11 protein-coding genes are annotated in these 13619 nt (G+C 73.8%); 5 read left to right on the forward strand and 6 right to left on the reverse strand.

The window, feature by feature from the left end; all coding sequences use genetic code 11:
• Positions 1-130: 130 nt before the first annotated feature.
• Genes SGLAU_RS25690 through SGLAU_RS25705 form a run of 4 tightly spaced genes read right to left on the reverse strand, consistent with a single transcriptional unit; the run spans position 131 to position 4214 of the window.
• Positions 131-745: a GTP-binding protein gene (locus tag SGLAU_RS25690; RefSeq protein ID WP_043504854.1), complete on the reverse strand. Its 615-nt coding sequence runs from the start codon at positions 743-745 to the stop codon at positions 131-133.
• Positions 732-1172 (reverse strand): DUF742 domain-containing protein, encoded by a 441-nt coding sequence (locus SGLAU_RS25695; protein WP_043504855.1) that lies wholly within the window; start codon positions 1170-1172, stop codon positions 732-734. The genes SGLAU_RS25690 and SGLAU_RS25695 overlap by 14 nt, the downstream gene beginning before the upstream one ends.
• A 37-nt stretch (positions 1173-1209) precedes the next feature.
• Positions 1210-1686, reverse strand: coding sequence for a roadblock/LC7 domain-containing protein (locus tag SGLAU_RS25700; RefSeq protein WP_043504857.1), 477 nt, complete (start codon positions 1684-1686; stop codon positions 1210-1212).
• The gene (locus SGLAU_RS25705) at positions 1683-4214 is read right to left on the reverse strand and encodes a sensor histidine kinase (RefSeq protein ID WP_043507024.1); all 2532 of its coding nucleotides are present in this window, start codon (positions 4212-4214) and stop codon (positions 1683-1685) included. The genes SGLAU_RS25700 and SGLAU_RS25705 overlap by 4 nt, the downstream gene beginning before the upstream one ends.
• Before the next feature lie 307 nt (positions 4215-4521).
• Between SGLAU_RS25705 and SGLAU_RS25710 the strand changes: the two genes are divergently transcribed.
• From SGLAU_RS25710 to SGLAU_RS25730, 5 genes are all read left to right on the forward strand, one after another.
• Complete coding sequence (locus tag SGLAU_RS25710; protein WP_043504858.1) at positions 4522-5481, forward strand: ABC transporter substrate-binding protein; 960 nt, start codon at positions 4522-4524, stop codon at positions 5479-5481.
• An 11-nt stretch (positions 5482-5492) separates the two neighbouring features.
• Positions 5493-7007 carry an aromatic amino acid ammonia-lyase gene (locus SGLAU_RS25715; protein WP_052413886.1) on the forward strand — a complete coding sequence of 505 codons (1515 nt, stop codon included), beginning with the start codon at positions 5493-5495 and terminating at the stop codon, positions 7005-7007.
• Between the two features lie 390 nt (positions 7008-7397).
• Positions 7398-9203, forward strand: coding sequence for a S8 family peptidase (locus SGLAU_RS25720; protein WP_043504859.1), 1806 nt, complete (start codon positions 7398-7400; stop codon positions 9201-9203).
• A gap of 339 nt (positions 9204-9542) precedes the next feature.
• Positions 9543-10190 carry a ScbR family autoregulator-binding transcription factor gene (locus SGLAU_RS25725; protein WP_043504860.1) on the forward strand — a complete coding sequence of 216 codons (648 nt, stop codon included), beginning with the start codon at positions 9543-9545 and terminating at the stop codon, positions 10188-10190.
• A gap of 44 nt (positions 10191-10234) precedes the next feature.
• Positions 10235-11416 (forward strand): damage-control phosphatase ARMT1 family protein, encoded by a 1182-nt coding sequence (locus SGLAU_RS25730; protein ID WP_043504861.1) that lies wholly within the window; start codon positions 10235-10237, stop codon positions 11414-11416.
• A 53-nt stretch (positions 11417-11469) separates the two neighbouring features.
• On the opposite strand, the gene SGLAU_RS25735 is transcribed toward SGLAU_RS25730, so the two are convergent.
• Both SGLAU_RS25735 and SGLAU_RS25740 read right to left on the reverse strand, forming a co-directional pair.
• Positions 11470-12735, reverse strand: coding sequence for a cytochrome P450 (locus SGLAU_RS25735; protein ID WP_043504862.1), 1266 nt, complete (start codon positions 12733-12735; stop codon positions 11470-11472).
• Positions 12732-13547 (reverse strand): alpha/beta fold hydrolase, encoded by an 816-nt coding sequence (locus SGLAU_RS25740; protein ID WP_052413887.1) that lies wholly within the window; start codon positions 13545-13547, stop codon positions 12732-12734. The genes SGLAU_RS25735 and SGLAU_RS25740 overlap by 4 nt, the downstream gene beginning before the upstream one ends.
• Between the last annotated feature and the right edge of the window lie 72 nt (positions 13548-13619).

Here is a 13619-nt window from a genome sequence, read left to right on the forward strand (position 1 = left end):
ATGGGCGGGAGCCGGGATGCCCGCGGACGTCCGGGACGCCCGGGCCCCGCGGGTCCCGGGCGTCCGCGGGCCCTCAGACGTCACGGTCCCGCGCGCCGCGCGGTGCCGCAGGCCGCCGGGGCGCGGGCGGTCAGCCCTCGGCCCGTGCCAGCGCCAGCTCCAGCACGACGAGCAGCGCGTCGCGCACCGAACCGCGCTCCCGGGCGTCGAACACGACGACCGGGACGTGGTCGGCCACGTCCAGCGCCCAGCGCACCTCGTCCAGCGGGTGCTCGACCCGTCCGTCGAAGGCGTTGACGGCGACCGCGAACGGGATCTCCCGGTGCTCGAAGTAGTCGACCGCCGCGTAGCAGTCGTCGAGGCGGCGGGTGTCGACGATGACGAGCGCGCCGACCGCGCCTTCGACGATGTCGTCCCACATGAAGCCGAACCGTTCCTGCCCGGGCGTGCCGAACAGGTACAGCTTCAGCGTCGGATCGATGGTGAGGCAGCCGAAGTCCATGGCCACCGTCGTGGTGGTCTTGCGCGGGGTGTGACTCAGGTCGTCCACCCCCGCAGCGACCTCGGTGATGGCCGCCTCGGTGGTCAGCGGCTCGATCTCGGAGATCGAGCCGACCGCGGTGGTCTTGCCCACCCCGAAACCGCCCGCGATCACCATCTTCACCGGCAGCGGCGGCCGTACGGCCGTCCGCGCCGCGGTCCGGGCGGCGGCGCCGTGGCGGGCGACGGGCTCAGTCGGTGTCACGGAGTACCCCTCGGGAGTCGGGGACGGCCCGCAGGCCGTCGATAACCCTGCGCAGGACGGACGCGTCATGGGTGGCGGCCGTGTCCGGCACGTGCACCGCCAGGTGCCCGGCGGCCCGCAGATCCTCCGCGAGCACCCGGACGACGTTCAGATGCAGCCGCAGCCGGGCCGCGATCTCCGCGAGGGACTGCGGCACCGCGCACACGGCGACGATGTCGTGCCGCTCGAAGGAGAGCCGGCCGAGCGCGTCGAGGCCCTCCGCGGTGGCGATCACCTGGGTCTCCACCGGTATCGGCCGCTCGGCCGCGGTCTCGCCCGCGCCCGCCACCCGGCCCGCGGTGACCAGGAACGGGCGTACGGCGGGGACGGGGCCGGCCGGATCCGGTCCCTCCTCCGGAGCCGGGGGCGGCGGGAAGCCGTCCGCCATGGGTGGTCTCTTCTCCTCTCGGCCGGGCGGTGCCCGGTCAGCCCGCCGGTGTCGCGCCGACGCTGTTCTTCAGCTCCAGCACGAGCTGCGGGCTCAGCGCGGCCCCGGCACGGTTGGCGAACAGCGTCATCTCGTACGCGATGTTGCCCAGCTTGGCCTCCTTGTCGGCGACCACGCCGAGCACGGCGCCGCTGCCGATCGCGGAGACCAGCACGTGGCCGCCCTCCAGGTCGATGATGACCTTGTTCAGCGCGCCCAGGCCGTAGTTGCCGGACGCGCCGGCGGCCAGGCTGGTCAAGCCGGACACGATCGCCGCCAGCCGCTCGGAGTGAGCGCGCTCCCGCAGCTGCGCCACCGCGATCAGCAGGCCGTCCGAGGACACCGCGATGGCGTCCACGACACCCGCGGTCTCGGTCGCGAAGCGGTTGAGCAGCCAGGTGAAGTCGGCTGCGGCGGCCCGCAGGTCGTCCGGTGCGGTGTCTCCGGCGGGAGTGCCGCCTGTCTGCGTGCTCAACTCTCCGCTCCTTCCGGGGGATTGGCCGGGGGGCCGGTCGGGGGGTCGGTCGGGGTGCGCGCGCCGGGGAGCCCGGCCGCGCTGCCCGGGGTGTCCGGGCGGGTGCTGTCGCGGTGGGCGCGCTCGACGGCGGCCTCGAACTCCTCCAGCGCGTCGCGCACCGCCTCCGCGTCGGCCGGGGGCATCGCCCGGCGCGCGGGGGCGCGGTCGGCGGCCTCACCGAGCGTCGTCCGCAGCGTCGCGCCGCGCACCCGCCGCCGCAGCGGGCGGGACGCGCCGCCCGACGGGGCGGCCTCGGTGCGGGCCCGCGGGATGAGCGGGGAACCACCGGCGCCGTCGGCGGGGGGCTCACGCCGGGGGAGCCGGCGGGGGAGCGGCGCCGGGCCGTCGCCGCCGGGCCCGGCGGCGGGGCCGGCGGTCCGCGGCGACGCGGGTTCGCGGGACGGTCCTCCGGGCCGTACGGCGGTCTGCTCGGCGGTGTCCGGGGAGGCGGGAGCCGCAGCGGGGGCGGAGCCCGCAGCCGGGGTGCTGCCTGCGGGGGCGGTGCCCGCCCGGACGGCCGGGGCCGCGACGGGCCGGCCGGCCGGGAGCGACGGGTCCGGGGCCAGCAGCAGCGTGGACGGGAGGGTGATCTCGGCGGTGACGCCGCCGCCCGGGGTGCGGGACAGCGCGACCCCGATCTCCCAGCGGCGCGCCAGGGTGCCCACCACGAACAGGCCGAGCACCTTCGTCGGCACCAGGTCGAGCCGTTCGCGGCGGATCAGCCGGGCGTTCTCCTCGGCCAGCCGCTCGGCGCTCATGCCCAGGCCGTGGTCGGTGACGGTGACCGTCGCCCCGTCCGGGCCGCCCTGCACGGTGACCTCGACGGCGCTGCCCGCCGGCGAGAACGACACGGCGTTCTCCAGCAGTTCGGCCACCATCAGGGTCAGGTCGCCCACCACGTCGGGCTCCACCAGGACCTCGGTGCCCGCGTGCAGTTCGACCCGCTGGTAGCCCTCGATCTGGCCGAGCGCGGCACGTACGACATTGGTCAGCGCGGCGGGTCCGGCGTCCAGGACGGTCTCGCGGATGCCGGCCAGCAGCATCAGGCTGTCGGCGTTGCGGCGCAGCCGGACCGCGATGTGGTCGATGCGGTACAGGCGTTCCAGCAGCGCCGGGTCGGTCTCGCCGCGCTCGACGGCGTCGATCAGGGCGAGCTGGCGGGTGGTCAGGTTGCTCACCCGGCGGCCGACGTTGCCGAACATCTCGGCGACGTTGCGGCGGCTGAGCACCTGGCGTTCCAGCAGCGCGGCGGCGGTGCTCTGGACGTGGTTGAAGGCGTCGGCGAGGTCGCCGATCTCGTCCCGCGCGGTCACCGGGACCTCGCTGAGGCGCAGCGGGGCGTCGTCCTCGGTGTCGTCGTCGGCGACCCGGGCGAGTTCGCGTCCGGCGACGTCCGCGACGGTGCGGGCGGCACCGGTGAGCGCCTGGACCGGCCGGACCACGGAGCGCCGTACCACCACCGCGAAGCCCAGCCACAGCGTGAAGCCGAGCAGGGCGAGGCCCAGCAGCAGGGCCGCGTTCCACCAGGCGTCGTCGGAGGCGTCGTCGGCGCGGTCGGCGATCTGGCCGATGAGCGAGGCGGTGATCTCCAGCCGGGTGGCGGACTGGTCGCGGTAGGCGGGGTAGGCGGCCAGCGCCTCGTTGAACCTCTCCCGGACCTCCAGCGGGGTGCCCGCCTGGAGTCCGCTCGGGTCGATCTGGAGCTCCGCGTAGTGCCGGCCGATGACGGCCTGGGCCGCGCTGTGCTCGATGCCGCGCAGCTCGGCCGCCTGCGCCTCGGAGGCGAACCGGCCGAAGCGGTCGGCCTGGTGCTGGTAGAGCTCCTGGAAGCCGACCGCGTTGACGAACTCGATCAGCGCGTTGGAGTCGCCGGTCGTCGCGGAGAACACGCTGGTCTCGAAGGAGCTGTGGGCGGCGTCCGCGCGCAGCAGCGAGTCCAGCAGGTTGCCGGTGAAGGTGGCGGCCAGGGCCTCGTTGCGGTCCAGGGCCAGCCCGTCGATGAGGTTCTTGGCGACGCCCGTGTACGCCGGGTCGATGTTGTCGGCGGGCAGGTAGCCCTGGGCGATGGTGGCGCGCAGGCTGTCCAGGCCGCTGATCTCCCGCAGCGCCCGCGCCTCGGTGCCGGGCAGCCGGTCGCCGAAGGTGTCGCGGACCTTCTCCACCTGCGCGTCGACCGCCTGCTGGGCCTCGCGGTAGCCCTCCAGGGAGGGTTTCGTGCCGGGGCCGGAGGCCTCGTGGCGCACGGACAGCAGGATGGCCTGCTGGTGCTCGGCCTCGACCCGGTCGACCAGGGTGGCGACCTCGGCGCTGTCCCGGACGAGCCGGGCCGCGTCCGCCGCCTCGTGCGCGCGGATCACCTCGTCGATGATCAGGTGCAGGAGCACGGCGGCGAGCAGGGCGAGGGGCACGCCGACCAGGAGGTTGAGCTTGCGCCGGAACGGCCAGCGGTCGACGAGGCCCCGGATCCCCGCCTCGTGCGTGGACATCGGGCCTCCTTCATGACCGCCATGACCGGTTCGGGACGCCGTGGACGTGTGTGACGGGCGTCAACTCCCGGGAGACTACCGCCTCTTGAGCGGGCCGATCACGACTGCACGTCAAGAATCCGTTACATCGCGCTCAGTTCTCCTGCGGGTTCGTTCACCTTTCATACACAACTTGCCGGTTGGAGTGACCGAACAGGCCACTTCTCGACGGCAATTGTGATCAGGTGTCACTTGACTGACGGAGAACGCGCTGGATTGGATCGACGGCAGCGCAACCCCACCACTCACCGAACCCGGAACGGGAACCGTGACTTCTACCGTGAAGAGCAGCTGGTCCAGAACGAGACACCGCGGCGCCGCCGCCGTCGCGCTCGCCGCCGCGGCGGCGCTGCTGGCGGGTTGTGGCTCCTCCGAGGACGAGGCCGACGACCCGCTCGCCGGGGACAAGGCGGACGGCGGCACCGTCGTCGTCGGCTCCAACAACTTCGCCGAGAGCATCCTCCTCGCCGACATCTACGGCGAAGCCCTGAAGGCCAAGGGCATCGAGGTCACCTACAAGCCGAACATCGGCAGCCGCGAGACCACCTACGGACTGCTGAAGAACGGCTCCATCACCGTGCTGCCGGAGTACAACGGCTCGCTGCTCGCCTACCTCGACCCCAAGGCCGAGCAGAAGTCCACCGAGTCGGTGAACGCCGCGGTCAAGGCCAAGCTCGACCCCAAGCTGACCCTGCTGGAGTCGGCGCCGGCCGAGGACAAGGACTCCGTCTCGATCAACGCCGAGACGGCGAAGCGGCACGGACTGACCGCGCAGTCGACGCTCGCCGACCTCAAGGACATCGCGCCCGGCCTGGTCATCGGCGGCTCACCCGAGTTCCAGACCCGCCACCAGGGACTGCTCGGCCTGGAGAAGGAGTACGGCCTGAAGTTCAAGTCCTTCAAGGCGCTCGACGCCGGGGGACCGCTGACCCAGGCCGCGCTGGCGAAGAACACCGTGCAGGCCGCGGACATCTTCACCACCGACCCGACCATCACCAAGGAGAAGTTCGTCGTCCTCCAGGACCCGAAGAACCTCTTCGGGTTCGCCAACGTGACCCCGCTGGTGCACAAGAGCGGCCTGAGCCAGGAGGGCGTCGACACCCTCAACGCGGTCTCCGCCAAGCTGGACACCAAGACGCTGCTCGACCTGGACTCCCAGGTGCAGCTGGAGAACAAGGACCCGCTCGACGTGGCCAAGTCCTGGCTGAAGTCGGTCGGCCTCGACTGACCGCCCCACCGATGAGCACCGCCACGGACGGCCCGCCCCTCCACCCCGAGGGCGCGTGGCCGTCGCCGGCGGACCCGGCCGCCGGCGTCCCCCTCGACGGCACCGGACTCAGCGCCGGGGACGTGGTCCGGCTCGCCGACGGCGCGGCCGTCCCGGTGCTGCCGCCGAAGGCCCTGGCGCGAGTCCGGCGTTCCTGGCGGGCCGCCCAGCGGCTGGCCGCCGCGGGGCTGCTGTACGGCCGCGGCACCGGTGTCGGCGCGCACCGCTCGGTGGTGGTCGGCGCCGGCGACGAGGCCGGGCACGGGCTGCGGCTGCTGCGCAGCCACGCTGGCGGCGCCGGCGCCCCGCTGCCCGCCCGGCAGGTGCGCGCGATGCTCGCGGTCCGCGCCAACCAGCTCCTCGCCGGCGGTTCCGGCATCCACCCCGACCTCGTCGAGGGCCTGGTGCGGGCACTGCGATCGGGCCGTCACCCGAGGGTGCCGGAGTACGGCGGCCTCGGCACCGGCGACCTGACGGCGCTGGCGGAGACCGGCCTGGCGCTGATCGGGGAGCGCCCCTGGCTGCCGGCCGGCCCCGGCCCGGCCCCCGCCCCCGTCCCCCTCCGCCCCGGCGACGCGCTCGCCCTGCTCAGCAGCAACGCCCTGGTGCTCGGCCAGGCGGCGCTCGCCTGGCACGAGCTGGACACCCTGCTGCGCGCCGGCCACGCCGTCGCCGCCCTGTCCCTGGCCGCGGTGTCCGGATCGACGGAGGCCTACGCGGCGCCGGTGCACGCCACCCGCCCCTATCCCGGCGCCGCCCGCGCCGCCGCCGAGGTGCGACGACTGCTGGGGCTGCCGGAGGGGCCGTACGGCGGCGGGGCCCGCCGCATCCAGGACCCGTACGGCTTCCGGGCCTTCCCGCAGGTGCACGGCTGCGCCCTGGACGCCGCGCAGACGCTGCGCCGGATCGTCGAGACGGAGATCAACTGCCCCTCGGAGAACCCGCTCGTCGCGCCCGACGGAAGCGCCGCCTTCCACCACGGCGGTTTCTACGCCGCCCCGCTCGCCCTGGCCCTGGACGGGCTCCACCTCGCGGTGCTGCAGACCGCCCAGCTCTCCGCCGCCCGCCTCTCCGCGCTGGGCCGCCCGGACCTGACGGGCCTGCCCGCGTTCCTCGCCACCGGCCCGCCGGGCAGTTCCGGGACGATGATCCTGGAGTACCCGGCCGCCGCCGCCCTGGCCGAACTGCGCGCCTGCGCCACCCCGGCCTCCGCGGGGCACGCGGTCCTCTCGCACGGCCTGGAGGAGGCGGCGAGCTTCGCCTCCCAGGCCGCCCGCCAGTCCCTGCGCGCCGTCGACGCCTACCGCACCGTCCTGGCCTGCGAACTCGTCACCGCCGTGCGCGCGCTGCGGCTGCACCCCGCCCCGCCCGCGGTCCGCGCCTTCACCACGGCGGCCGAGGCCCTGCCCGCCGGGACCGACGACCGTCCGCTGACCGCGGACCTGGCCAGGGCAGGAGAGCTGCTGACGGCGCTGGCGGAGCTGTAGCCGTACCCCTCGCCCGCCTCATGGCCTTTCCGCCCGGCCGTCCGCTTCCTGCGCGACTGTCCGTCCGCCTGGTGTGCCTTGTTCGCCTCTTGCTCCCCCTTTGCCGGTAACCGCCCCCGCATTGCGCGCGAAAACGGTCACAGCCGGTCAACTCGCGGACATCGAGGGTAAGTTTCCGGCCGGATCGAGGGTTTCCCCTGTATCCCTGCGACCTCGCCTTTGCCTATCGTTCGAGCACAGCTGACCCACAGGTAACCCCTTGCACAGCTGACGCACTTCGCGCCTGGCCGGCCACCGCGCTCGCTTTTCGGTTCACCCCCCTCCGCTTCGACGACGAAGCGCCCGTCCGCCGCTCCGAGCTGCCCGGAGTCGGCCACGAAAGGCACGCCCTTGCGTACTTCCCCGTCCCTGCGACGCAAGCTGATATCCGTCGCCGCGGTCTCCGCGGCGCTGCTGACGGCCGGCACCGCCTCGGCCGCCGTCGCCCAGGAGCCCGCTCCCCAGGCCTCCGCCGATCTCGCGGCCCGCACCGAGGCCGCCCCCGGCGTCGCCGCCGAACGCCTCATCGTGGGCTACCGGCCCGGCGCCACCGAGGCCAAGTCCGACAAGGCCGCCGAGGCCGACGCCGCCGCCAAGGGCAAGGAGGCCGGCGAGCGGCTGGACTTCCAGCGCCGCCTCGGCACCGGCGCCGCCCTCGTCGACCTCGGCGAGGACCTCACCAAGGCGGACGTCGCCGACGTCATCGCCGAGTACCAGGCCGACCCGCAGGTCGCCTACGTCGTCCCGGACCGCCTGAACAAGCCGCAGGCCGACCCGAACGACACCGACTACGCCAAGCAGTGGGACCTCTTCGAGGCCACCGCCGGCATGAACGTCCCGGGCGCCTGGAACACCACCACCGGCACCGGCGTCACCGTCGCCGTCATCGACACCGGCTACGTCGCCCACTCCGACCTCGCCCCGAACATCGTCGGCGGCTACGACTTCATCGCCGACACCGCCGTCGCCGTGGACGGCAACGGCCGCGACAGCGACCCGTCCGACCCGGGCGACTGGTACGCCGCCGGCGAGTGCGGCGCGGGCGTCCCCGCCTCCAACTCCTCCTGGCACGGCACGCACGTGGCCGGCACCATCGCCGCGGCCACCAACAACGCCAAGGGCATGGCGGGCATCGCGTACGGCGCGAAGATCTCCCCGCTCCGCGTCCTCGGCAAGTGCGGCGGCTACGACTCCGACATCATCGACGCGATCACCTGGGCGTCCGGCGGCACCGTCTCCGGCGTGCCGGCCAACACCAACGTCGCCAAGGTCATCAACATGAGCCTCGGCGGTGACGGCGCCTGCACCAGCGCCACCCAGAACGCCATCAACGCGGCCGTCGGCCGCGGCACCACGGTGGTCGTGGCCTCGGGCAACGACAACGAGAACGTGGCCAACCACTCGCCGGGCAACTGCAGCAACGTCATCTCGGTCGCCGCGACCAGCCGCACCGGCGCCAAGGCCTCGTACTCCAACTACGGCTCCCTGATCGACATCTCCGCCCCCGGCGGCCAGACCAGCACCGGCACCGCGAACGGCATCTACTCCACGCTGAACTCCGGCACCAAGACGCCGTCGGCCGAGTCCTACGCCTACTACCAGGGCACCAGCATGGCCACCCCGCACGTCGCGGGCCTCGCCGCGCTGATGAAGGCGGCCAACCCCGCGCTGACCCCCGCCCAGATCGAGTCGGCGATCAAGGCCAACGCCCGTCCGCTGCCCGGCGCCTGCTCCGGCGGCTGCGGCGCGGGCCTCGCGGACGCCACCAAGACGGTGCAGGCGGTGAGCGGCTCCGGAGGCTCCACGGGGGGCACCACCTTCACCAGCACCACCGCCGTGAACATCCCGGACGCCGGCTCGGCCATCGAGTCCCCGATCACCGTCAGCGGCCGCAGCGGCAACGCCCCCGCCGCCCTCCAGGTAGGCGTCGACATCACCCACACCTACCGCGGTGACCTGGTCATCGACCTGGTCGCGCCGGACGGTTCGGCCTACCGGCTGAAGTCCTCCAGCACCTCGGACTCCGCGGACAACGTCCTCACCACCTACACGGTGAACGCCTCCGGCGAGGTCGCCAACGGCACCTGGAAGCTGCGGGTCCGGGACGTGGCCGCGCAGGACACGGGCCGGCTCAACAGCTGGAAGCTGACGTTCTGACCGACGTCTGAACGCCTCCCCGAGCGGGCGGGCCGGACGGTGCGGATGGGCACCGGCCGGCCCGCCTTTTTGCGTGCCCGGCGGTAAGGAACCGCGCGTCCGGTCTTTTTCCCGGGCGTGTTCGGCATGCGCGAGGCCCCCACAACGCCCCCTCACGCCCCCCGGACTCGTGGACCCGGAGGGGCGGCGGCTACGATGAACTGCGCCAACTCGCCCTCACAGAGGCGGGCGAGGAAAAACTGACGAGGTGGTACGTACTGGTCAGGTGTGAGCTATCGTGTACACCCGGTAAGTAAAAAACGGCGTGACCCGTTCTTTTCAGCCTGGAGAGTCGAGACGATGGCGAGGCAGTTACGCGCCGAACAGACCCGCGCGACGATCATCGCGGCCGCCGCCGACCTGTTCGACCGGCACGGCTACGAGTCGACCAGTCTCAGCGACATCGTCGACCACGCCCACGTCACCAAAGGCGCCCTGTACTTCCACTTCGCGGCCAAGGAGGACCTGGCCCACGCCATCATGGAGATCCAGTCCCAGGCCTCGCGCCGGCTGGCCCGTGAGGTGGAGGAACGGGACTGCTCCTCGCTGGAGGCCCTGATGCGGATCACCTTCGGCATCGCCCGGCTCTCCGTCGAGGGCCCGGTCGCCCGCGCGGGGCTGCGGCTGGCCACCGCGGGTGTGGGACTGCGGCCGCCGCTGCCGCACCCGTTCACCGAGTGGCTGGAGATCGCGTCCCGCAAGCTGCTGGGCGCGGTCAAGGAGTCCGACGTCCACCCGGACATCGACATAGACGCCGTCGCGCACTCCCTCGTCAGCTTCTTCGTCGGCACCCGGGTCACGGGCCGTTCCCTCGAACCGCTCGTGCGGCTGCCCCGCCGCACCGCGGAGATGTGGTACGTCCTGGTCCGCGGTCTGGTGCCGGTCACCCGCCGCCCCCGCTACCTCAGCCTGGTCGCACAGCTGGAGCGGGAGACCAGGGCGGTGTGAGCCGCGGCCGGGGGCGCGGGGCCCCGCGCGGTACGGTGAGGCGCATGCCCGACACCGCCCCCGCGCCCGTGCTCCGCGCCGACCGGCCCGGCTCCTTCCCGCACGGGGTGCTGGCCGAGCGCCACCCCGCGATCATCCGGCAGGTGCGGGAGTTGATCCCGTACGACCCCGAACGGCGCCGCGCCCTCGACGCATTGCTGGCGAACTGCACCGAGGGCGTCGTCGAGCCCCTCCCCGCGGACGCCCACGACCTCGGCGACTGGCAGGACTGGGGCCTCGCCGAACACATCGGCCGGTCCTGGTTCGACCTGCCCTGGCTCTGGTCCGAGAGCTACTTCTACCGGCGGCTCCTGCACGCCGTCGGCTACTTCACCCCCGGGCCATGGCAGGGCATCGACCCCTTCCGTCCCGCCAAGCTCACCGAGCTGGACGCCCCGCAGACCGACGAGGAGCTGGCCGCCCTCGACGCCCTCGCGGACCGCCCGGCCGACGAACGCTCCCGCGCCCTGCTGCACGGCTCCCTCTGGGGCAACCGCGCCGACCTCGGCTTCCGGCTCTCCGCCGAGGGCGCCGGCACCCGGGCCGCCGCTCCCGCGCTGGTCGCCGACGACAGCGAAACCCTGTGGTCGCTGCTCCCGCCCGCCGCGGAGGGCGGCACCCTCTGCCTGGTCGCCGACAACGCGGGCCGGGAACTCGTCCCCGATCTGCTGCTCATCGCCGACCTCCTCGACCGGGGCCGCATCGCACGCGCCGTCCTGCACCTCAAGCCGCACCCCTACTACGTCTCCGACGCCACCACCGCCGACGTGCTCGACGCGCTGCGCCGGCTCACCGCGGCACCCGGCACCGCCGCCGGGTACGGCCGACGGCTCTGGTCCGCGCTGACCGACGGCCGCCTCACCCTGCGCGCCCACCCCTTCTCCGGCGGCCCGCTGCCGTACGCCGAGATGCCGGACGACCTGCGGGCCGAGTTCGCCGCCGCCACGCTCACCGTGGTCAAGGGCGACCTCAACTACCGCCGTCTGGTGGGCGACCGGCGCTGGCCCGCGACCACCCCCTTCGCCGACCTCACCGCGTACTTCCCCGGCCCGGTCGCCGCCCTGCGCACCCTGAAGTCGGAGGTGGTCTGCGGCCTCGACGTCGGCACCGAGGCCGCGCTGACCGCCGCCGAGGGCGAGCGGTGGCGGACGGCCGGCACCCATGCGCTGATCCAGGTCAAGGTATGAGACTCACGCCGTCACGGCTCTCGGCGTGCCGGGCCGGCCAGTCATACGACGGGTCACGGGACGATCCTCATCGGGAGTGACTTGATGCCGTTGACGAAGTTCGACACCAGCCGTCCCGGCGCACCGGCGGTCCGCAGCACGGGCAGCGCGCGCAGTGCCTCCCCGTACAGCACCCGAAGCTGCAGCCGGGCGAAGTGAGCACCGAGACAGACGTGCGGCCCGTCCCCGAAGGACACCTGCGGATTGGGCGCGCGGCCCAGGTCCAGCCGGTCCGGGTCGGCGAACACCCGCTCGTCCCGGTTGGCCGCCGCATGGCAGACGACCACCTTGTCACCCGCGCGGATCCGGCGCCCGGCCAGCACGGTGTCGCGGACGGCGGTCCGGCGGAACGTGAGCACCGGCGGGTGCCAGCGCAGCAACTCGTCGACGGCCGAGGCGAGCGGCACGGAACCGGACCGCAGCCGCTCGTACTCACCCGGGTGCTCCGCGAGCGCCAGCAGCCCGCCGGGCGCCGCGGCGCGCACCGTGTCGTTGCCGGCGACCGTGAGCAGGAAGAAGAACATCTCCAGCTCCGCGCCGGCGAGTTCGCCGTCCCGGGCGAGAGTGGTCAGTACGTCGTCGCCGGGGTGGCGCCGCTTGTGCGCGGCGAGCCGCTGGGCGTAGTCGAACATGTCCCGCAGTGCCGCGGGGGAGCGCGGGTTCACCGGGTTGCCCCGCTCGTCGCGCACCGCGGGTCCCGCCTCGTCCGGGTCCTGGTAGCCGATCACCCGCTGCGTCCAGTGCAGCAGCAGATGCCGGTCGCTCTCCGGGACGCCCAGCAGATCGGCCAGGTTCAGCAGGGCGTAGTCGTCGGTGACGGCGGCCACGAGGTCGACGGTGCCGTCCCCCGCCCGCGCCTCGGTCACCGCCCGCGCGAGCAGCGTCCGGGCCCGCTCCCCGGCGACCGCCGTGAACCGCTCGATCCGGCCGGGGGTGAACGCCCGGCCGACCAGCCGCCGCAGCCGGTTGTGGTGCGGCGGGTCCTGGTTGAGCATCATGCGGCGGATGAACGGCAGGTCGTCCGGGTCCGGATCGCGTATCTGGGTGGCGCCGAGGTACGAGGAGAAGGCCGCCGCGTCCTTGAGCACGCGCACCACGTCCGCGTGCCGGGTCACGGCCCAGAACCCGGGCCCGGCCGGCCAGCCCAGGACCTCCGGCTCCTCCTGCCAGGCCACGGGGTGATGGTCGCGCAGGACCCGGTAGGCGTCGTACGGAACCGCGGTGGCGTACCGCCGGGGGTCGAAGACGTCCGGGACGGGCGGGGCGCCGGGCCGGGTCATGCGGGCCCGCCCGTACCGACCAGGGCCGCGGCCGGGTCCGGGTCCGGGTCCGCCCTGAGGAAGTCCTCCACCACCCGGATCAGCTCCAGCGGCGTCTCGTCCATCGCGTAGTGCCCCGCGCAGGGCAGTTCGTGCAGTTCCGCGCGCGGATACCAGGCCAGCCAGGTCGCCGTGAGCAGATCCGCCGACAGCGCGGGATCGAGCGCCCCCGCGACGGCGAGCGCGGGGACCGTCGCGCCCTCCACCCGGTCGTGGAAGTCCTCCCGCGCCCAGGAGTCCAGCCAGGCGCGGAAGGCCTTCGGGTCGCTGCACGCCAGGGAGCGCTCCACCATCCGGTCCAGCCAGGCGGCGGGGCGGCGGCCACCGGTGGTGAGGTCGATGATGGCCCGCCGGTTCTCCGGCCGGTGCGCCGCGTCCGCGAACAGCTCCCACTGCTGCGGCGGCAGGTCGAGCCCGGAGGCCGGGACGGGGGAGACGCCGACGATCCGGCGCAGCCGGTGCGGTGCCACCGTCAGCAGCCGCTGGGCGACCGCGCCGCCCATCGAGTGCCCCACCACCGAGAACCGCCGCCAGCCCAGCCGGTCGGCCAGCCGGACCAGGTCCAGCGCGGCCTCACCGGTGGTGCACGCGCCCGAACAGGCGCGCGCCGCGCCGTAGCCGCGCAGATCGACCAGCGCGTACTGGAACGCCGCACGGTCCAGATCCGGCAGCAGGGGGGTGAACGCGGAGCGGTCGGCGAACCATCCGTGCACGGCGAACACCTTGTGGGCGCCGGCGCCGTGCAGTTCGTGGGGGAGCGCGAAGGAGGTCATGGCATCACCGTGGCGGGAGGTCGAGGGGGCGGCAAGGGTGCGTACACCGCGGACAACGGACCGGCCCGGCGG

Origin of the sequence: Streptomyces glaucescens, from assembly GCF_000761215.1 — a bacterium.
GTDB lineage: Bacteria > Actinomycetota > Actinomycetes > Streptomycetales > Streptomycetaceae > Streptomyces > Streptomyces glaucescens_B.

Coding starts and splice junctions, on each gene's coding strand:
- SGLAU_RS25740 (WP_052413887.1), bottom strand. CDS start 13,547: ATGACCTCCTTCGCGCTCCCCCACGAACTGCACGGCGCCGGCGCCCAC.
- SGLAU_RS25735 (WP_043504862.1), bottom strand. CDS start 12,735: ATGACCCGGCCCGGCGCCCCGCCCGTCCCGGACGTCTTCGACCCCCGG.
- SGLAU_RS25695 (WP_043504855.1), bottom strand. CDS start 1,172: ATGGCGGACGGCTTCCCGCCGCCCCCGGCTCCGGAGGAGGGACCGGAT.
- SGLAU_RS25725 (WP_043504860.1), top strand. CDS start 9,543: ATGGCGAGGCAGTTACGCGCCGAACAGACCCGCGCGACGATCATCGCG.
- SGLAU_RS25705 (WP_043507024.1), bottom strand. CDS start 4,214: ATGTCCACGCACGAGGCGGGGATCCGGGGCCTCGTCGACCGCTGGCCG.
- SGLAU_RS25715 (WP_052413886.1), top strand. CDS start 5,493: ATGAGCACCGCCACGGACGGCCCGCCCCTCCACCCCGAGGGCGCGTGG.
- SGLAU_RS25730 (WP_043504861.1), top strand. CDS start 10,235: ATGCCCGACACCGCCCCCGCGCCCGTGCTCCGCGCCGACCGGCCCGGC.